Source organism: Streptomyces sp. NPDC033229, assembly GCF_055576875.1.
This window is the reverse complement of record NZ_JBVIQR010000001.1, coordinates 446,648-466,495: the sequence shown is the minus strand read 5'-3', so window position 1 is coordinate 466,495 and position 19,848 is coordinate 446,648. Positions and strand designations below refer to the sequence as shown.

Sequence of the window (19,848 nt, the reverse complement as noted above, 5' to 3'; positions counted from 1 at the left end):
TTCCGGCGCGCTCGTGGCGTGGCGCCGCGCTCATCCCGTCACGATGGCGGCCAGCCCCCGGACGAGGAGGACGAGCGCCGCGACGACCGCGAGGGCGAGCACCGCGCCACGCATCCTGCCGCCGCCGTCCACCCGCCGCCGGAGGGGTCCCGACAGCGCGAACCCGGCCACCACCGCGGGCAGCAGCATGGCCCCGAAGGCCAGTTGCCGGCCCGGCAGACGGCCTACGGCGGTGAGGGATCCGAGCGAGAGCAGCGTCCCCGCCGTGTAGAAGACGCTGAGGGTGCCGCGGACCGTGGGCCCGGGCTCCCGGTGGTAGACGAGCGCGATGAACGGCCCGCCGATGGACGACGTCGTGCCGGTGAGTCCCGCCACGGCGCCGGAGGCGATCAGCGTGCCCCGGCTCCTGGGCAGCCTGGCCGGGTCGAAGGCGAGCAGCGAGACGACGGCCAGGGTGATGCCCGCGGAGAGCAGGTCGAGCGTCGGCACCGAGACCACGAGGATCACGTACGAGGCCGCCACGGTGCCCGCGATGCGTCCCGCCATTGCCCAGGAGACGCCGTACCAATCGGTGTGGGAGATCTCCCGGACCGCCCCGAGCGCGGCCAGGACGGCGGCGACCAGGAGCAGTGACCCCGGCATGAGGCTCGGCGCGGCGATCTGCACCACCGGCGCCGACACCAGGGCGAGACCCACTCCCAGGCTGCCCTGGACCAGCGCGCCGACGAACACCGCGACGGACGCGAAGGCCAGGACGGACAGGTCAGGCATGGGCGGGTGCCCCTGCTCGCATCCGCTCCCCGGCCGCGCGGGCGACCCGCTCGGCCGCGAAGCCCGCCACCACGAGCACCGCCGCGGCCACCACCCAGCCGAGCGAACCCGAGCCGAGCAACAGCCCGGTGACCATCACGGGGCCGAGGACCCGCTGTCCGGCCACGCTCAGATTGAAGACGGACAGATAGCGTCCGCGCTGCTCCTCCGGGGCGAGGGCGATGGACAGGTCCCACACCGCGGAGTTGGCGATCACCTCGGCCAGGGACAACGTCACCACGGCGGCGGCCAGCCACGCCACCGCGGGCCCGCCCGCGACGGAGCCGGACGCGGCGAAGCACAGACTGCTCACCGCGAGCACGGCACCCGTCCACGTCAGCATCCGGGTGGTGCGCCGCTGGCCGGTCGCCAGCTTGCTGACCGGGATCTGCAGCACCACGACGAGCACGGTGTTCAGCGCGAACAGCACGGACACGGTGGCCCGCGGGGCGTCCGTGTGCTCCAGGATCCACACGGGCATCGCGACCAGCAGCATCGTGTCGAAGAAGAACAGCAGGAAGTTGAGCCCGGTCAGCGTCAGATAGCGCGCGTCGGGCAGCACCCGGCCCTTGACCGGCCGGTTTGCCGCGCCCTCCGGGGCCTCGGTCATGGGCACGGCCAGCTCGGACACCCGCAGCACAAGCACCGCACCGCCGAGGAAGGCGAGCCCGATGGCGACCAGCGTGACCCGGTAGGCGGCCTGGGTGTCGCTGGCGAGCGCCACCCCGGCCGCCATCGCGCCGACCCCGAGTCCGCAGTTGCGTACGACATTGACCACCGCGAGCAGGCGAGTGCGCTCCTGGCGCTCGGGCACGGCCACGGCGACCAGTGCCTGGAGCACCGGGGGCCCCGCCCTGTCGCACGCCACCGCGCACAGCGTCACCACCATGAACTGCCAGAAGTCCGTGACGAAGACGTACGCCGCACAGCACACGCCCCGCCCCAGATACACCGCGGCGAGTACCCGACGTGCCCCGTACCGGTCGGCGAGGACCCCGCCGAGCAGCGAGATCCCCAGGGCCACGACACCGGCGAGGGCGAGCCCGGAGGCCACCTGGTTCGCCGAGAGGTCCACTTGCCGGGTGAAGTACGCCATGGAGCTCGCCATGAACAGGCCGATGCCGAGCGACTGGACGAGGGCTGCGGCGGCGAGCCTGCGCCCGCCCGCGGTGAGCTTCACGTCACTCGGTCCCGAAGTCGAAGTCGACCTGGTCCTCGAGCTCCATCTCGCGCACGATGCGCCGTACCCCGGAGAAGTCGCGCACCAGCAGGCCGGTGCCGGCCTGACGGCGGCAGTCCTCGACGATCTCGTCGGCCTGCTCGAACCCGGCCGCCCGCAGGATGCCGGGCCACACCGCGAAGTCCTGCTCCACGAAGGCATGCAGCGCCTTGGGCAGCGAGTCGACGAAGGTGCGGCGCTGTTCGGCGTTCATGTGCACGTACAGCGCCTTGGCGACCTCGACCATGACGGAGGAGTGCGCGGACTCGTCACGGGCGTGCAGCCGGGGCACCAGGGCGTGCAGCGGCTGTACGGTCTTGTCGCGGGAGAGCAGCTCCAGATAGGCGTTGACGCTGATCTCCGAGACGGTCGTCCACACCAGCTTCAGCAGGTCGCGCTCCCAGCGCTCCGACGCCTTCGCGTCGGCCTCGAGGAGCCGGCGGTAGGTGACCGTGTGCGGGTAGGCGGGCTCGCCGGTGATCTGCCGGACCTCGCGGGTGCGTTGCATCGCGATCATGTGCATGTAGGTGTGCCAGACCTCGTCCACATGCGTCTGCTGGACGGCGCGCTTGAGCTGGATGCCGTCGGCACCGGGAAAGGCGCCGTGCATGATCATGGCGAAGGTCGGGTTGGCGACGTACTCCTCGGCCGCGATGACCCGCTCGTTGTAGACCAGCCAGGCCATGGTGAGGACCTTCTGGCGCTGCTCGGGCGTGGCCGCGAGGTACAGGGGGTGCTCGGCGAACGGCAGCAGGTGCTCCGGGTAGTCCGGCAGCCGCTCGTCGTACTCCTCCGGCTCCGATATCTGGTCCAGATCGGTGCGGATCGTGGCGCGCCGCGGCCAGGAGTCGGCGATCCGGCGCAGCACGGTCTCGTCGATGCCGTGCGCGTGGCCGTCCTCGTGACCGTCTTCGGTGCCGCCCTCGATGGTCTGCTCGTGCTCGGCGATGCTCAACTCAAGTCCCCTTCGGATACGTGCTCGTGTGCGGCCGACGCGATGGAGTCGGCGAGGAGGGCGAGGCCGGGCGCCAGCTCTTCGGCGTCCGCCACGATCGGCGGCATGATCTTGAGGACCTGGCCGCGGGCGCCGGACGTCTCCACCAGGAGCCCGCGCGCGAAGGCGGCCCGTGACACCCGGTCCGCGAGCGTCGGGTCGGTGAAGCCGAGCCCGCGGATCAGGCCGCGCCCCAGCACGGCGGCGCCGAGGTCACCGAACGTGGCCGCCAGTTCGGTGAGTCGGTCCTCCAGGGCGGCGGCGTTGCGCCGCACCTGCTGGGCGAATTCCGGGTCCGCCCAGCGGTCCAGGCAGGCCGTGGCGGTGACGAAGGCCAGGTTGTTGCCGCGGAAGGTGCCGCTGTGCTCGCCGGGGCCCAGTTGGTCGAGCTCGGGGCGGACCAGGACGAGGGCCATCGGCAGGCCGAAGCCGCTGATGGACTTGGACAGGCAGATCAGGTCGGGGACGATGCCCGCCTCTTCGAAGCTGAAGAAGGTGCCGGTGCGCCCGCATCCCGCCTGGATGTCGTCGACGATCAGCAGGATGTCCCGCTCGCGCGCCACCTCGGCGAGCCTGCGCAGCCACGGCGCGCTCGCCGCCGCGAGGCCGCCCTCGCCCTGTACGGTCTCCACCACGAAGGCCGCGGGCAGGTCGATGCCGCTGCCCGGGTCGTCGAGCATGCGGGTGAGGTAGTCGATGGTGTCGACGCCTTCGCCCGCGTACCCCTCGTACGGCATCCGTGTGACGTGACCGAGCGGCACCCCGGCCGCCCCGCGCTTGAACGAGGTGGCGGACGCGGCGAGCGCGCCGAGCGAGAGCCCGTGGAAGCCGCCGGTGAAGGCGATGATGTCGGTGCGTCCGGTGACCCGGCGGGCCGTCTTGAACGCCGCCTCGACGGCGTTGGTGCCGGTCGGCCCGGTGAACTGCACCCGGTAGTCGAGCCCGCGCGGCGCGAGGACCACCTCGCGGAAGCGGTGCAGGAACGCGGCCTTGGCGCCGGTGTGCAGGTCGAGGCCGTGGACCGGCCCGTCGGCCTGCAGATACTCGATGAGGGCGGCGCGCACCTCGGGCGGGTTGTGGCCGTAGTTCAGCGCACCGGCGCCCGACAGGAAGTCGATGTACTCGCGGCCGTCCGCGTCCCACATGCGGTGTCCCGCCGCACGCGTGAAGACGGCGGGAAAGCGCCGGCAGTAGGTGCGTACGGCCGATTCGAGCTCGTCGAAGACGGCCGTGTCCGAGCCGGGGGCCGCCCGCTCCGCGGTGACCGGTTCAGCGGTGGTCATGAGGCACTCCAAGGGTCGATGCCGGTGATCTCGGCCGTCTCACGGGACGTCAGGGCGGTGCGTGGGGAGAGCGGGAACCAGCCGGCGACACTGAGCCGCAGCAGTTCGCGCATGCGGTCGGCGATCAGCTCCGGGGTGTACCGCTCGGGCACCTCGGCCGCGTCGATCACCGGGGTCGGCGGGAAGTAGCGGCCACCCGGAACGGGGCGTACGACGGCGTCCCACAGGTTGAGGCTCTGGCCGCCCCAGCGGGCCCGGCCACTGAAGACGGAGTACAGCGGGAGGCCTTCGGGGTGCGGCCGGCTGAGCGCCTGGTTCACGGCCTCGCTGACCATCTCGATGATCAGCCCGCAGCCGCCCGCGGCCCGGGCCCTGCGGGCCTGCGCGAAGAGCGCGAGCGCGCCGTCCAGGGCGTCGCCGTGCCGGGCCAGACCGCCGCTCTGCGGGGTGTAGCCGAGGTGCGCCAGGGTGGGCGTGCCGGTCGCGGCCACCGCCTCGATGCAGTCGAACTCGCGCTCGCCCGCCACCTCGATCTTGACGGCGTCCGCGCCGGCCGCGACGAACCGGTCGGCGGCGGCCCGGGCCGCGGCAGGGCTGCGCGTCGCCCCGTCCGGCAGGTCGGCGAGCAGGAACGGCCGCCTGGCGGCCGGGAATTCGGCGTCCAGCGCCGTGCGCACCTCGGCCACCAGGCCGGTGAGGGTGGCAAGGCCCCACTCCTGCTCGGCGTCGCCGCTCAGCGTGGTGCCGTCGCGGCCCAGGTGTGTCATGAAGTACGAGTCGCCGACCATCACGCATTCGACGGGGGCGTCGTGCAGGTCCGGTGCGCGCAGCGCCTCGGCGAGGCCCTCCACCTCGTAACCCCGATACGCGTTGATCTTGAGTCCGAGTTGTGCCGGGCTGTCGTACCGGTGCAGATACGGAGCCAGCGCGGCAGCCGCCGCCGGCCTGGCCACGGTGGTGTCAACGGTCACGGCCGCCCTCCCAGTAGATCTTGTTGATACGGCCGATGGCGTCCGTGACGACCTCTTCGGGTGCCGCGGTGAAGCAGAGCCGGGCCCTGCCGTCGCAGTGGGCGCCGAACACCCGGCCCGGCGCCAGTCCCACGCCCGCCTCGGCGCAGCGACGCACGAACTCCGCGCCGTCGCCGTACCGGCTCAGGTCGAGGAAGGTGTAGAGCCCGCCCTTGATGCGGGTGTGCGGGATCTCCAGGGCGGCGTCGGCGAGTCGCCATGCGCGCTCGGCCGCCGACCGGCGCCGCGCGAGCTCGTCGGCGGGTGTGGCGAGCGCCCGGAACGCGGTGTACTGCGCGGCCGTGGAGACCGAGTACAGCGTGTGCAGCGACCACTTGGTGAGGATCTCCTCCGCGCCGGGCGGCGAGATGAGGTGGCCCACGCGGGCGCCGGGCATCGCGTACGTCTTGCTGCAGCTGTGCACCGAGAAGGTGCGCTCCGCCGCGCCGGGGACGGTCGCCGTGTCGAGGAATCCGCCGCCGCTGAAGTCGTAGTTCTCGTACGCGTTGTCGGCGATCAGCCACAGGTCGTGCCGCTCGGCGAGCTCGGCGAGCGCGCCGAGGGCACGCTCGTCCAGGCGGAAGCCCGTCGGATTGTTGGGGTTGTTGAAGTAGATCGCCCGGGTACGCGGTCCCACGGCCCGCTCGATCACGGAGATGAAGTCGAAGTCGGGGTCCTCGCTGAGCTCCAGGAAGACCGGCACCTCGCGCGGCGTCCCGCCGGCCGCCCACACGAGGCCGGTCGCGAACAGCCACTGCGGGGACAGGATGAGGACCTCGTCGCCCGCGCCCAGGATGGCGTGCAGGGTCACCGCGATGGCGTGGGTGGCGCCGCTCGTCACCAGGACCTGCCCGGGGTCGACGGGGGTGCCCCGGCGTCGGCTCGCCGCTTCGGCAAACGCCGAGCGCAGCGCGGGGACTCCGGCGGGCGGCGCGTGTTCGTGGGCCGCGATCCCGAACTCGGCGCGCTCCCAGGTGGTCGGCCGCGCGCAGGGCTCGAAGACGGTCTTGCCCTGCTGCAACGGCACCGGTTCGGTGTGCGCGCCGGAGCGCAGCAGCCGGTCGACGGTCACCAGCGGGGAGGGCGGTATCTCGTTGAGGGGTCTGGCAAAGGAAGGCATGGGGGGTGCTCACTCCTGAACTTAAAACGTGCCCTTACTGAGCGGGAGTTCGGCTGCGGCGCCGCGGGCGGGCCGGTCGATGCCGAGGTTTCCGCGCAGGGTGGTGCTCTCGTACTCGGTGCGGAACAGGCCCCGGCGCTGCAGCTCGGGCACCACGAGGTCGACGAAGTCGTCCAGGCCCTCGGGGACCACGGGCGGCATGACGTTGAAGCCGTCGGCGGCCTCCCCGGTGAACCACTCCTCCATGAGGTCGGCGACGTCCTGGGGGGTGCCGATGACGACGCGGTGCCCGCGGCCCCCGGTCAGGGACTGGTACAGCTCCCTGACCGTCAGACCCTCGCGGCGCGCCTTGTCGTAGACGAGCTGCTGGCGGCTGGTGCTGCCCTGGGTGGGCGGCAGTTCGGGCAGCGGCTCGTCCAGTGGGAAGCCCGAGATGTCGATGTCGCCGAGGAGCTGGGTGAGCAGCCCCAGTCCGACCACCGGGTCGACCAGGTCCTGGAGCACCGCGTACTTGTCCTCGGCCTCGGCGCGGGTGCGGCCGATCACCGGGAAGAGACCGGGCATCACCTTCATCTGGTCGGCGTCGCGCCCGTAGGCGGCGGCCTGCTGCTTGATGCCGCGGTAGAACGTCCGGCCCTCGTCCAGGGTCTGGGCGGCGGTGAACACCACCTCCGCCCAGCGGGCGGCGAAGTCCTGACCGTCCGCGGAGGCGCCCGCCTGGATGAGCACGGGGTAGCCCTGAGGCGGGCGGGCCACGTTGAGCGGACCGCGCACCGAGAAGTGCTCGCCCTTGTGGTCGAGGATGTGCAGCCCGTCGGGATCGAAGTAGCGCCCGGACTCCTTGTCGTACGTGAACGCGTCGTCGTCCCAGCTGTCCCACAGGCCGGTGACGACCTCCATGAACTCCCTGGCCCGGTGGTAGCGCGACGCGTGGTCGGGCTGGGAGTCGCGGTTGAAGTTCTTCGCCTCGGCGTCCGTCACCGAGGTGACGATGTTCCAGGCGGACCGGCCGGCGCTGAGGTGGTCGATCGAGGCGAACTTCCGCGCGATGTGGAACGGTTCGTTATACGTTGTCGACGCGGTCGCCGCGAGGCCGATGTGCGTGGTGTGCACGGCGAGGGCGGACAGGAGCGTCAGCGGGTCGAACTGGAGGAAGCGGCCCCATCGGCTCAGCTCGTCGGCGTTGCGGTACGGGGTGCGGATGCCCACCCCGTCGGCGACGAAGAACATGTCGAACTTGCCACGCTCGGCGGTGTGCAGGAGATCGCGGTAGTGCGCGAAGTCCAGGCCGCCGTTCGCGCGGGCCGTGGGGTGACGCCAGGAGGCGACGTGGTAGCCGGGGGCCAGGAGAAAGGCTCCAAGACGGAGCGTACGGCGTGTCACGCCCATAGCAGGTCTCCGGTGTCCTTGCAGGTGAGGAACTTTGGATCAAGACGGACACTAGATCAGGCGCCGAGAGGGTGACACGTTTCTGCGGGCACTGTGGCTTTACTGCGGAAATCCCCTTCTGCTTCTTTTGCTTACCGTGCGGTAACGCCCCGATGACACCGGCGGAACGGCGCGGGCCCCGCACCTTTCGGGGTGGGGGCCCGGTGACACCCGGGGGGCGCCCTCGTGGAGTGCGCTCAGCGGGGTCGCGCGCGGGAGGCACCGTGCGCGGGCTCGTAGTGATGCTCGGGGCGGCCGGCGCCCCCGTATTTCAGGGCGAGTTGGATACTGCCGCGCTCCTGCAGGTGCTTGAGGTACCGCTGCGCGGTGGAGCGGCTCACCCCGGTGAGGTCGGCGACCTCCTGCGCGGACAGCGCCTTGCCGGCCCGGCGCAGCACGTCGCGGATGTGCTCGGTGGTCGCCGCCGAGTACCCCTTGGGCGGCGCTTCCGCCTGGACCGGTGCGTGGAGCGTACCGAAGATCTCGTCCACCTCGCCCTGGCCCAGGGAATCCAACCGGTCGAGGCGGTCACGCATCTGGGCGTAGGACGTCAACTTGGCCCGCAGGGCCGCGAAACTGAACGGTTTGACCAGGTACTGCAGGACGCCGTTGCGCAGCGCCGAGCTGACCTGCTCCGCACCGTGGGCGGCCGAGACCATGATGACGTCGGTCTCGTGGCCGAGCCGACGGAGCCTGCGCACTAACTGCAGCCCGTCCTCGTCGGGAAGGTAGTGGTCGAGCAGCACCAGATCGACGTTGCCGCGTTCGACGGCCATCAGCGCCTCGGCGGCCGTGCGGGCCCGGCCCGTGACGCGGAATCCCGGGACGCGGGATACCAAGCGGGAGTTGATGTCGGCGACGTAGAAGTCGTCGTCCACGACCAGCACGTCGATCACGGTGCCGCTCCCGCCGTCACGGGGGGATTCCGGGGCAGTCGGCCGGTCGACGCGGCACCACCGGGTGGCGCGTCGTCGTCGACAACGTTGTCGGCGAGATTGCCGAGGGGATTGCCGAGCACCGTCACCGGGGCGCGCGTAGCGACGGCGGGGCGGGGCGGTGGCGGCCTCTCGGTGAGCCGGAGAATGACACCCCGTTCGGCCGCGGGTGCCCGCTTACCGGCGAGAATTCGTTGAATGTTCAACTTCGCCCCAGTGTGTGTGCCAGATCAAAATCGTCGGTCCCCCCGGTTCTTCCTACACTGTCAGAATGAGCAGAACAATCTTTCCGGGGTAAAGCTGAGGTATCTACCAGGACGGCCCTGACCTGGGGTCACGCCCCTAGCGTTGAGGCCGCATGCAGCCGATGCGTGCTCTTTCGGAGTCCTGGGAGGTGCCGGTGAGATCTGGAGCAGAACGCAGTGTTCTGGCTTTCGTGGACAGCGACTATGCGGACACTCCGTACGACAAGTGGGCGGCCGATACGGGCGTACGGCCGCACCTCCTGGTCTCCGCGGCCAAGTTCCCGCAGTACAGCCACATTCCGGGCGCTGTGTCCCTCCCCGACTACCGCCAGGGCGGCGAGGCGGAGCGGACGGCCCTCGACCTCGCCGAGCGCACGCCACCCAGTGCGGTGATCGCGCGCATGGAGGGCGACTTGCTGCGCGCGGCGCGGCTGCGGGAGCTGCTCGGCGTGCCGGGCCAGGACTTCGCCAGCACCCTCGCGTTCCGCGACAAGGTCCATATGAAGTCCCTGGTGCGCCAAAGCGGCCTCGAGGTACCGGAGTTCGCCCCGGTACGCGTGGACTTCGACCTCTTCGGCTTCGTCCGCGAGCACGGCTACCCCGTGGTGGTGAAACCGGCCCTCGGTTCCGGCTCCACCGGCACCCAGGTACTGCGCGGCCCCGCTGACCTGGCCCGGCTCCTCGCCGAAGGCCTGCCCGAACACGCCGAGGTGGAGCGGTTCGTGGAGGGGCAGATGTATGTGGTGGACGGGCTGGTGGCGGCCGGCACACCGGTGGCTACGTTCGTCTCGCGCTACCTCAACGACTGTCTGTCCTTCCATGAGGGCCTCTACCTGGGTTCGGCACAGCTCAACCGTGACCACCCGCTGGCGGACCGGCTCATCGGCTATGCGCGAAAGGTCCTCGACGCGCTGCCCACCCCCGAGTGCGCCACCTTCCACCTGGAGGTCTTCCACACGCCCGACGACCGCCTCGTGCTGTGCGAGATCGGCAGCAGGACCGGCGGCGCGCTGACCGCCCCCGCCATCCACGCCGCCACCGGCTTCAACCTCGACGAACAGTGGTTCCGGGCCCAGGTCGCCCCACAGACCCTGACCGACGCCAGGATCCACGGCGTCGCGCCCGGACGGAGCGCGGGCTGGGTCGTCTTCTATCCCGAACGGGGCACACTCGCGGCCCTGCCCGAGGACCCCCCGCCCTTCGTGGTGGAGGAACGCCTGCGGGCCACGGTGGGCGCGGCCTACGAGGGGGGCGTGAAGTCCGCGCACTATCTGGCGGCCTACGTCCTGACCGGTGCCGACGACCAGGAGGTCGAGCGGCGCGCCGAGGAACTCGCCCAGTGGTACGCCGCGGGGGTCCGGTGGACCGGACGCCACGGCGAGGACGGCCAAATGTCACGCACGCGCCGGAGCTGACGTGGGTGTTCGGCTATCCGTTCGCTATCGCCCTGATGGCGATCGGCTACGTGCGCCTGTACTTCGTCGTGCGGGTGAGTCAGGCGAACATGCGAGCGTTGGCACCGCCGAGCCATGCCCTGACTGGCCGTCGGTAGCTGTGCGGGACTCCAGCGCGAGGTCAGGATGTAATCCGGGTTCGCAGGCTGTGGACGACGTACGTCATGTGCTGAACGCTACTGACCCACAACCAAGTGCTGAAGCTGCCGGTGCCAACGCTCCCGCTCCCCTGCGCGCAGTCACGGATCCACGCCTCACCGGCGCTCGTACTCGGCGCCCGAAAATCACCCGATTCGAACAACCTCCGCGCCATGGCCCGGTTATTGGCTGTTCGCTCCTCGCCGCGCGCAAGCATCTTCACGACGACAAAGGACCGTTCAGTGGTGTATCGCAGTACTCCCCAAGGCGGGCCGCCCCTGCCCGATGATGGAACGCGAGCCAGGTCGGACACAGCCTGAATCCCGTAGTCGCCGTAGGTCAACAGGCTGACGTAGGGCCGCCCGCTGTCGGCGGTCTCGCACCACACGGTCCAATCCGTGCGCGGTTCGTCGCGCAGGCCCTGAACCACCATGTCAGCAGTCATCGACGGCATCCCGCCACCAATTGTGGCGACAGTCCGCCACGGCGCGAGGGGTATGAGGGCATCCAGTGCCCTCAACGCCTCCTTGCTCGCTTCGGGACGGCTGGCCGGAACAGCGGCCAGGTCGAGGAGAAGATCCACCTGCACGCCGGAATCCGTACGTGCCAGCAGGGCGCGTACGCTTTCGGCAAGTCCACCACCCCACTCCTCCGCCATCCGCACCCGAATGCCGAGCCCGTCACCGGAACGCTGGGCCGTCTCCAGTGCGCATGCCTGCTGTGCCTTGGACCGCTCCGGCCCCGTTACAGGCCGCAGAGGAGCCACAGTGGCAACGCCCCGTAAAAGAGGTTCGAGCACCGGCAACTGGATCTCATCCGCGAAAGGTGCGTCCAGCCAGGCCGGGAAGTAGCGCTGGACTTTGGTCACCACGCCCAGATCGCCCCGCCATGCGGCGCCGAGCTCCGAAGATGGCAGGCCGGTACGGAGCGGGAGACTCCACAGGGGTGCCACAGCCCCCTGGATGTCGGGCCGCAGACGGCTATAGGCGTCCGCGGCATGAGGTCGAGCCGGAAGCGCTGGAACGTACAGCGGTTCGAACATAGCGGCTTTCCCCCTCTGCACCGCTTGCTCCTCGTCCCTGGTCACCAGGGTGAGCGGCACTGGTTCGCCAGGAAAGAGGGCGTTCTCGGCCATGTGGGCTGCGCCGAGCGTGCGACACGATGCAGGCCGCGGCCGAAGTCCTCGCCCTACGAGCCTCCGACGTCATCCTCGACACTCCCGACGGCCTTCTCGCGTCCAACTCTCCGCCAGTTTCACCCTGGAGGACGTCCCCGCTGCCCCATGCGCCGTCTTCGCTGACGTACGGACGATTCCCCTCTCGGGAGTCATCGAGGTGACCGACCCCGGGATCGAGCACCCCCGGAAAACTCCCCGCAGGACTTGTGTCGGCATGAGTCCTGGCGGTACGACGATCACATGCACCGTTGGTCACCCCTCAACGATCGCCAGTTCGCCCTGCTGACCCGTATCGGGGAGGGCGTCGAACCTGTCACGTCAGACAGCCCCGAACTCGCCGTCACCGCCAGGGCTCTGAAGGGGCGGGGGCATATCGCCATGCCCAAGGAGGGCGGGAAGTGGCGGGCGGAGATCACGGATATCGGGCGCTTCTATCTCCAGCACGGCCATCACCCAGACCGGCCCGAGGCGACACCGCGGAGGTCCCGACCAGCAGCGACGTCCGACCCCAAGAAGCCGGAATCGGACAGCCCTGAGCAGAAGGCACCTGCCGAGCAGAAGTCCCCTTCGCAACGCGTCGCCAAGGCCCCACTGCCCTCTCCTGCGGAAGTCGGCGCAGCCTTGATCGCAGAGGTCCAGCGGGCAGGGCGCTTCCTCCGCATTCCCGATCCGGACACAGCGGAGCGAGCCCGCTACCGTAGGGCCTTCGACGCGGCCCGCCAATGTGCGCCCGCCGGGTACCACCTGAAGTACAGCGGGCGGGCCAAAGGCGACTTCTTCCTGGGGCTGCTCCGGGTGACCGGTGAGGACGACACGGAGTGGAATCGGATCCGGCTGGCGCGAAGCCGGGTGATCACCGATGTGGACGATGTCCTCGCGGCCGTAACCGCAGACCCCAGCGCGTTCGAGATCTCCGATGAGGTGCTTCCTCGGGTGCTGTCGCTGATCAGGCTCATCGCCGAGCGGGCCCTCCCCCTCCACGGCGAGATCGCGGTGTCCAAGAAGCGCAAGCAGCCGAGACCACTGCTCACGGTCCACGGCAGTACGTACGAGATCAACTTCAAGGAACAGCAGAAGCAGGTCCGGTACGTGCCCAAGCAAGAGGGCCGCCGCACGTACGACTGGCAGCGGGTTGTCCCGGCACAGCGGTTCGAGCCGTCCGGGGAGCTGGAATTGCGCGTTACGCAGCAGCTCGGATACGCCCGCGCCTGGGAAAGAGAATGGGCCGACAGCTCCAGGAAGCTTCTTGAGGAGCAGATCGGTTCGATCTTCCGGGCGTTGCGGGAACGCGCTGATGATCAAGCGCGATTGCAGCGGGAACGTGAAGCGGAGCAGTGTCGGCAGCAGGAGGAGCGGAAACGGCAGGAAGCTGAGCGGCGTCGGTTGGAGGCCGAGCAGCGGGAGCGCACTCAACGGGAGTGGGAAGCCGCGGTCGGTGTGGCTTCGATCAAAGCCGTGGACGCCGCTCGGGCCGAGCACTTCGGGACGGCGCTGGAACAGTGGCGAGCCGCCGGAGAGATCCGGTCCTTCTGCACCGCGCTGGACGGGGCTGCTGCACAGGTGGAGGATCCCTTCGAGGCTGGCCGGCTTCGGGAGTGGTCGGCATGGGGCAGGGCGGAGGCCGACCGGCTGGACCCCACCTTGAACGGGAAGGGGCTCGGTGCCCGCAATTTCCACGCGGAGCCGACGGGAGACGACTTGCGGCCGTTCCTGGACGGCTGGCACCCGCACCGCCCGGAAAAGGTGAAGCCACCGGCGGAGCCCGCACCGCCCGAGCCGGAGCCTGGGCGGTGGCGTGACGGGTTCAACGACGTACGTCAGGACCAAGGGTGGAGATATGGACGCCAAGGCCGCGCTCAATGGTGGAGGCGATGACGCCATGTCCACGGTCACGGAGCGCCTTTACGGCCTGCTCGACCAGTTCACCGAGGCGCAGCACCTCGGCGCGTAGGGCCACGAGCTCGTCGTAGCGCTCGGTCTTCTCCTCCCCGCACCACTCCCGGACCGTGCGCAGAGCGGCCTCCTCCACATCCAGCTTGTGGTTGTCCAGGCGCTGGTACGAGTGCCAGGCGGGCCTGGCGCGCTCCTCGTCCATCGCATGCTGCCGCCGATCGACCTCCGGCAGGATCTCCTCGGCCAGGAGCTGAGCGGCGTGCCGCGCGATCCGCTCGGTGATCGGCCAGCCGGTCATGCAAAGGCCGTTGCGGTCCTCGTGAATCATGGCGTTGCCCCGTAGCTCGGCAGGGTCCATGCCCACCAGTGGCGCAGTCTCGTCGAGGTGGCCGAACTCCAGCACGCCCGCATCGGCCACCGCCTTGCGAAGACGCAGTCGCCCCTTGGGACGGACGAAGCCCAGGATCATCCGGGCCGCCTCGAACTCGGCGCTCCCCCGTACCTTCCTCGACGCGTCGGCCAGGGCGAGCTCCGCCGCGTCATCCGCACGGAAAGCTTCGACGTGATCCCAGAGCGCAACCAGACATCCGGCGCTCACCCACTCCTGTAGTCCGGCCTCGTCACCGTCCAGGAATCTCACGTGGGTCCTTCCGGACCTGCCGGAGGCACCCACCCGGACGATCTCGACCTGGCGCAGGGCGCCACCCAGCTCCTTCGGCTTGGCCCGATAGGCCCAGCACTCCCCGATCTCCATGCCCCCATTGAGCCAGGTCGACGGGGGTGTCGGATACCCATTTCCGTGATCGGCTGTGCATGGACGACGCCTTGGCCCGACGCCCCCCGGTGGCCCGCATCGCCTGGTCCCGAGCAAACCGTCCAGGTCCGATCCCGAATCACCTGCTTGGCCACGTTTCCCCTTCCCTTACCGGGTCACTCGGGTAGTTACGCGTCACATCCAGGCGCCGCCGCACAGTGAGTGGAAGGAAACGGACACCCCCATGGCCGATCCGAAGCAGGAGCAGCGGGACACCTTTCGCGCGGAGGACCCGGCAGCAGGCCCCTTGACCACCGATCAAGGTGTCGTCGTCGATCACACCGACGATTCACTCCAGGCCGGTGAGCGCGGGCCTACCCTCATGGAGGATTTCCACTTCCGGGAGAAGATCACCCGTTTCGACCACGAGCGCATCCCGGAGCGGGTGGTGCACGCCCGTGGCGCGGGCGCGTACGGCTATTTCGAGCCGTACGCGTCGTGCGCCGAGTTCACTCGGGCCGCGTTTTTGCAGGATCCGTCCGTCCGGACGCCCGTGTTCGTGCGGTTCTCCACCGTCCAGGGGCCGCGTGGGTCCGCCGATACCGTGCGTGACGTCCGCGGGTTCGCGACGAAGTTCTATACGACCGAGGGCAACTACGACCTGGTCGGCAACAACTTTCCCGTCTTCTTCATCCAGGACGGGATCAAGTTCCCCGACTTCGTGCACGCGGTGAAGCCCGAGCCGCACAACGAGATTCCCACCGGCGCCTCGGCCCACGACACCCTCTGGGATTTTGTCTCCCTCCAGCCCGAGACGCTGCACACCATCATGTGGCTGATGTCCGACCGGGCGATCCCCCGCAGCTACCGGACGATGCAGGGGTTCGGGGTCCACACCTTCCGGTTCGTCGACGCCGCGGGCAAGGGCACCTTTGTGAAGTTCCACTGGAAGCCCCTGCTCGGGGTGCATTCCCTGGTGTGGGACGAGGCGCAGGAGACGCAGGGGCGGGATCCGGACTTCAACCGGCGGGACCTGTGGGACTCGATCGAGGCCGGCAACTACCCGGAGTACGAGCTGGGGGTGCAGCTCGTGCCGGAGGAGGACGAGCATTCCTTCGACTTCGACCTGCTGGACGCCACGAAGATCATTCCGGAGGAGCGGGTGCCGGTCCGGCCCATCGGCAAGATGGTCCTCAACCGCAACCCCGACAACTTCTTCGCCGAGACCGAGCAGGTCGCCTTCCACACGGCGAATGTCGTGCCGGGCATCGACTTCACCAACGACCCGCTGCTCCAGGCCCGGAACTTCTCCTACCTGGACACCCAGCTCCTGCGCCTCGGCGGCCCGAACTTCTCCCAGATCCCGGTCAACCGGCCCGTCGCCCCGGTGCGCACCAATCAGCGGGACGGCTTCCACCAGAACCAGATCCACCGGGGCACCAGCTACAGCCCCAACTCGCTGGGCGGCGGCTGCCCGGCCCTCGCCGATCCGGACTCCCCCGCGTTCCGGCACCTGACCGAGCGCGTCGACGGGCAGAAGATCCGTCGGCGCAGCCCCAGCTTCGACGACCACTACACGCAGCCGGCGATGTTCTGGCACAGCATGTCCGCCTGGGAGCAGAAGCACATCGTCGATGCCTTCCGCTTCGAGTTGGGCAAGGTCGGGGCGCGAGCCGTGCGCGAGCGCACCGTGGAGCAGCTCGCGCGGGTGGATCACGAGCTCGCGGTGGCGGTCGCCCAGGGTGTCGGTGTCGCCGAACCGCGGCGGCAGGAGACCCCGCAGCCCACCCCGTCGCCGGCGCTGAGCCTGGAGAACAACAAGGGCGACGGTTCCATCAGTACCCGGCAGGTCGCGGTGCTGGTCTCCGACGGTGTGGACGCCGGACAGGCACGGGCGGTGCGGGACGCGCTGACGGAAGGTGGTGCGATCGTGGAGTTCATCGCGCCGCGCGACGGTGAGGTGCGGGCCGCCGACGGTGGCGCCCTCGCGGTGGACCGTGCGCTGCCGACGGTCGCCTCGGTGCTCTACGACGCCGTGGTGCTGCCCGGAGCCGGCCTGGGCGCCGGTGACCCCGTTTCCGACGACCTCGCGCGGCGGTTCGTACGCGGCGCCTACCGGCATGGCAAACCGATCGGCGCGCTCGGTGCGTCGGTGGCGGAGCTCGCCGCGCTCCTGCCCGACAGCGTGCGCATGGCCGGCGCCGACGGCGCCCCGGCCGTCGATCAGGGGGTGGTCACCGCCGACACCGTGAGCGATGACTTCCTGCGGGCTGTCACCGAGTCCCTCGGCGCGCACCGGCACTGGGAACGGACACCACTGAGCGGCTGACACGCCGTGAGAGGGAGCGATGCGCCCTCGCCAACTCCTCCATTCCTTCGGCGAAGCCGACCGGCGGAACGAATCCGAGGTCCCGCTGGGCGGCCGTGAGGTCGAACCAGTGCGGATGGACGAGTTCCGCCACCGGAAAGCGGCTCGGTTGCCGTGTGCCACCCCGGCCCGTGAGGCGGGCGGTCACGTCGCGGGCCGCATCCGGCTGTGAGCCGGGCCGGGGTCAGCTCAGCTGTCGCCGCACCAGTTCGTGGAACAGCCCGCCCTCGTCGGCGAGCAGTTCCGCCGGGGTTCCCTGTTGGACGACTCGGCCTTCCGACATGGCTATCACCCGGTCCGCGCCCATGACCGTGGACAGCCGGTGGGCTATCACCACGCGGGTGGCGCGCAGGGTGCGGGTGGATTCGATGACCACGCGCTGGGCTTCGTTGTCCAGCGCGCTGGTGGCCTCGTCGAAGAAGAGGACGCGTGGCTTGCGGATGAGGGCCTGGGCGATCATCAGGCGTTGGCGCTGGCCGCCTGAGACCGTGCCGCCGCCGTCGGAGAGCATGGTGTGCATGCCCATGGGCATGGCCTTGATGTCCTCGGCCAGGCCCGCCATCGTGGCCGCCTCCCACGCCTCCTCCAGCGGGTAGGTCTCGGCGCCGCAGATGCAGTCGAGGATCGAGCCGGAGAAGGGCTGGGCGTTCTGGAGGACGACGCCGCACTGGCGGCGGACGGCCGACTGGTCGAGGGCCGCCAGGTCCTGGCCGTCGTAGAGCACGCTGCCGGAGAGAGGCTTGTCGAAGCCGATGAGCAGGCGCAGCAGGGTCGACTTGCCGCAGCCGCTGGCGCCGACGATCGCGACGAACTCTCCCGGCCGCACCTGGAACGACACGTCGTCGAGGACCAGCGGGCCGTCGTCGGTGTACCGGTAGGAGACGTTTCTGGTCTCGACGGCGCCGGTCAGCTCGCCCGGTGGGGTGCTGGAGGCGCGTACTTCCGGGGTTTCCGCGAGGAGTGGTTTGAGCTGCTCGAACATCGGCTGTACGGCGGCGGCCGAGAGGAGCGCGCCGGTCAGCTGGGTGACGGAGGACAGCATCATCGTCACGGCGGTGCTGAAGGTGAGGAACTCGCCGACGGACATGGTGCCCCGGGCCGGGCCGGCCAGCAGCATGAACATCACGAGCGTGCACAGTGGCAGACAGACCGCGTTGAGCACCGTGATGACGTTCTTGACCCGGCCGATGCGCTGCTGCAGTTCGCGGGTGCGGGCGAACTCCCGGGCCCAGGCGGCGTAGGCGAAGCTCTCGGCCGCGGCGACGCGCAGCTTGGGCAGGCCCCGCAGGGTCTGGAACGCCTGGTTGTTGAGTTTGTTGCCGAGCTTGATCAGCTGCCGTTGATAGCGCAGTTGCCACAGTCCGAGGCCGAGGAAGACCGCGGCGATGACGAGCAGCATGGCGAGGGCAGCCATCGCCAGCGGCACGCTGTAGACGAGCAGCAGCACGAGGTTCATCGTGCCGACGGTGCCCGCCTGTACGGACACGGAGCCGATGCCGGACAACACGCGGCGGATGGCGCTGATGCCCATGGCGGCGCCGGCCAGTTCGCCGGTGGAGCGGCCGGCGAAGAACGTCGTCGGCAGCCGTAGCAGTCGGTCCCAGACGGCCGGCTGCAAGGTGGCCTCGATCCGGCCCTCCATGCGCAGGATGGAGATGTTCTGCAGCAGCATGAACGCGGCGGAGACGACGCTGGTCGCGATGAGCGCCAGGGTGGTCGCCACGATGAGGTCGTTCTCGGCGTTGGGCACGTACTCGCCGAGGACCCTGCCGGTGGCGATGGGGACGAGTGCGCCCAGGCCGACGGCGACCAGCCCGCCCAGGACGAGGCCGCGCAGCTCGCCACGGGTGCCGCGCACGCTGAAGCGCAGCAGCCTCAGCAAGCTCGGTTTTCCGTCGGGCAACGGGCGGTAGAGCATGACGGCGCGCGGGGCGAAGTCCTCCGCTTCGGCCTTGCCGATCCGCGTCGGCCTGCCGAGGGCGGGGTCCACCGCCTCGTACGCGCCCCGGCGCCACAGGAGCGCGACCGGAGCCCCGGTGTCGGCCCGGTGCCCGACCAGGGGCCCGCTGTTCTCCCTCCACCAGCGCCCGTCGAGCTTGACGACGCGGGTGCGGATCCGGGAGGCGAGGGCGATGCGTTCGACGGGGTCCAGGCGCGGGTTCGTGGCGGCCGTCCCGGCCGGTTCGGCCAGGGTGATGCCCGCGGCGTCGGCGACCAGGCGGCACACGGCGAAGGTCGCGTCGGCGCTCGCGCCGCGGCGGGAGGTCGTTCCGGTGCGGTCGATCGAGGCCAGCAGCGCCTGGTCCGCCTGGGTGCGGGCGGCCTCGCCCGCTTGGATGCCGGCGGCCGTGCGGTCCTCGTGGGCGCGCTCGAGCTGCTCGATCCAGTCGTCCAGGGCGTACAGCAGCCGGTACTGCTGGTCGACCATGCCCTGCCACATCACCGGGTCGATCAGGAGCGTGCCGATCGCCTCCGCCGCGTACGCGGCGCCGTACTGCACGCTGCCGGGAGTGATGTGCATCCACAGGATGTCGTCGTCGGCCCCGCCGTGGCCGGTGGTGGGGCGGCCGTCCAGCGGTGCCTGGTAGAGCACGCGCAGGCCGCGGCCGATGCCGCGCGCGAAGGCGTCCTCCAGGGGGCTCGGGGCGGCGTCGGCGGGGGTGTATCCCCACGGGTCGCCGTGGTCCGGCCGGTACAGCTCGCGCAGTTCGACGCGGCGCAGCAGGCAGCCCCGCAGCGGCCGGCCGACCAGGGTGTGTCCGGGGCCCTCGGCCGGGCCCAGCAGCAGGGTGCCCGCCTCCAGGCGGCCCAGGAAGTGCCAGTGCCCGGCCTGCGCGGCGTCGACCGCGAACAGGTCCAGCGCACCGTCCACGACGAGCCACAGCACGAGCGGGCCCTCCAGGGACAGGCTGCTGACGCCGGTGCAGTCCACCGCCGAGCCGAGTCCGCCGAGGGCCGCCACGACCGGGTCGGGGCTGCCGGAGGGATGAGGGATGGTGGTGTGGTGCGGGGTCGTCACC

15 protein-coding genes are annotated in these 19,848 nt (G+C 70.3%); 4 read left to right on the top strand and 11 right to left on the bottom strand.

Annotated elements, in window-relative coordinates; all coding sequences use genetic code 11:
• Positions 1–30 precede the first annotated feature (30 nt).
• The 8 genes from ACZ53N_RS01790 to ACZ53N_RS01755 all read right to left on the bottom strand — a co-directional run bounded on the left by ACZ53N_RS01790 (position 31) and on the right by ACZ53N_RS01755 (position 8,760).
• Positions 31–771 (bottom strand): TSUP family transporter, encoded by a 741-nt coding sequence (locus ACZ53N_RS01790; protein WP_469139001.1) that lies wholly within the window; start codon positions 769–771, stop codon positions 31–33.
• Positions 764–1,990, bottom strand: coding sequence for an MFS transporter (locus ACZ53N_RS01785; RefSeq protein WP_469139000.1), 1,227 nt, complete (start codon positions 1,988–1,990; stop codon positions 764–766). The genes ACZ53N_RS01790 and ACZ53N_RS01785 overlap by 8 nt, the downstream gene beginning before the upstream one ends.
• 1 nt (position 1,991) lies before the next feature.
• A complete protein-coding gene (locus ACZ53N_RS01780; RefSeq protein WP_469138999.1) occupies positions 1,992–2,984 on the bottom strand; it encodes a diiron oxygenase in 993 nt (330 codons plus the stop codon).
• A complete protein-coding gene (gene ectB, locus ACZ53N_RS01775) occupies positions 2,981–4,306 on the bottom strand; it encodes a diaminobutyrate--2-oxoglutarate transaminase (protein WP_469138998.1) in 1,326 nt (441 codons plus the stop codon). Before ectB ends, ACZ53N_RS01780 begins: the two co-directional genes overlap by 4 nt.
• A complete protein-coding gene (locus tag ACZ53N_RS01770; protein ID WP_469138997.1) occupies positions 4,303–5,277 on the bottom strand; it encodes a 3-methyl-2-oxobutanoate hydroxymethyltransferase in 975 nt (324 codons plus the stop codon). Before ACZ53N_RS01770 ends, ectB begins: the two co-directional genes overlap by 4 nt.
• Positions 5,267–6,436, bottom strand: a complete 1,170-nt coding sequence (locus ACZ53N_RS01765; protein WP_469138996.1) for a pyridoxal phosphate-dependent aminotransferase — start codon at positions 6,434–6,436, stop codon at positions 5,267–5,269. Before ACZ53N_RS01765 ends, ACZ53N_RS01770 begins: the two co-directional genes overlap by 11 nt.
• Before the next feature lie 21 nt (positions 6,437–6,457).
• Positions 6,458–7,819, bottom strand: a complete 1,362-nt coding sequence (locus tag ACZ53N_RS01760; RefSeq protein WP_469138995.1) for an LLM class flavin-dependent oxidoreductase — start codon at positions 7,817–7,819, stop codon at positions 6,458–6,460.
• 242 nt (positions 7,820–8,061) lie between these two features.
• Positions 8,062–8,760 carry a response regulator gene (locus ACZ53N_RS01755; RefSeq protein ID WP_469138994.1) on the bottom strand — a complete coding sequence of 233 codons (699 nt, stop codon included), beginning with the start codon at positions 8,758–8,760 and terminating at the stop codon, positions 8,062–8,064.
• 475 nt (positions 8,761–9,235) lie between these two features.
• Between ACZ53N_RS01755 and ACZ53N_RS01750 the strand changes: the two genes are divergently transcribed.
• Entirely contained in the window at positions 9,236–10,459 is a 1,224-nt protein-coding gene (locus ACZ53N_RS01750) for an ATP-grasp domain-containing protein (RefSeq protein ID WP_469138993.1), read from the top strand.
• A 160-nt stretch (positions 10,460–10,619) separates the two neighbouring features.
• Here ACZ53N_RS01750 and ACZ53N_RS01745 read toward each other — a convergent pair whose 3' ends face one another.
• Positions 10,620–11,771 (bottom strand): beta family protein, encoded by a 1,152-nt coding sequence (locus ACZ53N_RS01745; RefSeq protein WP_469138992.1) that lies wholly within the window; start codon positions 11,769–11,771, stop codon positions 10,620–10,622.
• Between the two features lie 282 nt (positions 11,772–12,053).
• Between ACZ53N_RS01745 and ACZ53N_RS01740 the strand changes: the two genes are divergently transcribed.
• Positions 12,054–13,688 (top strand): PE-PGRS family protein, encoded by a 1,635-nt coding sequence (locus ACZ53N_RS01740; protein WP_469138991.1) that lies wholly within the window; start codon positions 12,054–12,056, stop codon positions 13,686–13,688.
• On the opposite strand, the gene ACZ53N_RS01735 is transcribed toward ACZ53N_RS01740, so the two are convergent.
• Complete coding sequence (locus ACZ53N_RS01735) at positions 13,618–14,460, bottom strand: PE-PGRS family protein (RefSeq protein ID WP_469138990.1); 843 nt, start codon at positions 14,458–14,460, stop codon at positions 13,618–13,620. The two genes, ACZ53N_RS01740 and ACZ53N_RS01735, sit on opposite strands and share 71 nt — an antisense overlap.
• Positions 14,461–14,704: 244 nt before the next feature.
• On the opposite strand from ACZ53N_RS01735, the gene ACZ53N_RS01730 reads away from it, so the two are divergent.
• Together ACZ53N_RS01730 and ACZ53N_RS01725 are read left to right on the top strand one after the other, a co-directional pair.
• The gene (locus tag ACZ53N_RS01730; protein ID WP_469138989.1) at positions 14,705–16,789 is read left to right on the top strand and encodes a catalase; all 2,085 of its coding nucleotides are present in this window, start codon (positions 14,705–14,707) and stop codon (positions 16,787–16,789) included.
• A 19-nt stretch (positions 16,790–16,808) separates the two neighbouring features.
• Positions 16,809–17,000 carry a hypothetical protein gene (locus tag ACZ53N_RS01725; RefSeq protein WP_469138988.1) on the top strand — a complete coding sequence of 64 codons (192 nt, stop codon included), beginning with the start codon at positions 16,809–16,811 and terminating at the stop codon, positions 16,998–17,000.
• A gap of 12 nt (positions 17,001–17,012) precedes the next feature.
• Here the strand turns inward: ACZ53N_RS01725 and ACZ53N_RS01720 are convergent, their stop codons facing one another.
• A complete protein-coding gene (locus ACZ53N_RS01720) occupies positions 17,013–19,847 on the bottom strand; it encodes an NHLP bacteriocin export ABC transporter permease/ATPase subunit (RefSeq protein WP_469138987.1) in 2,835 nt (944 codons plus the stop codon).
• Position 19,848: the final 1 nt, after the last annotated feature.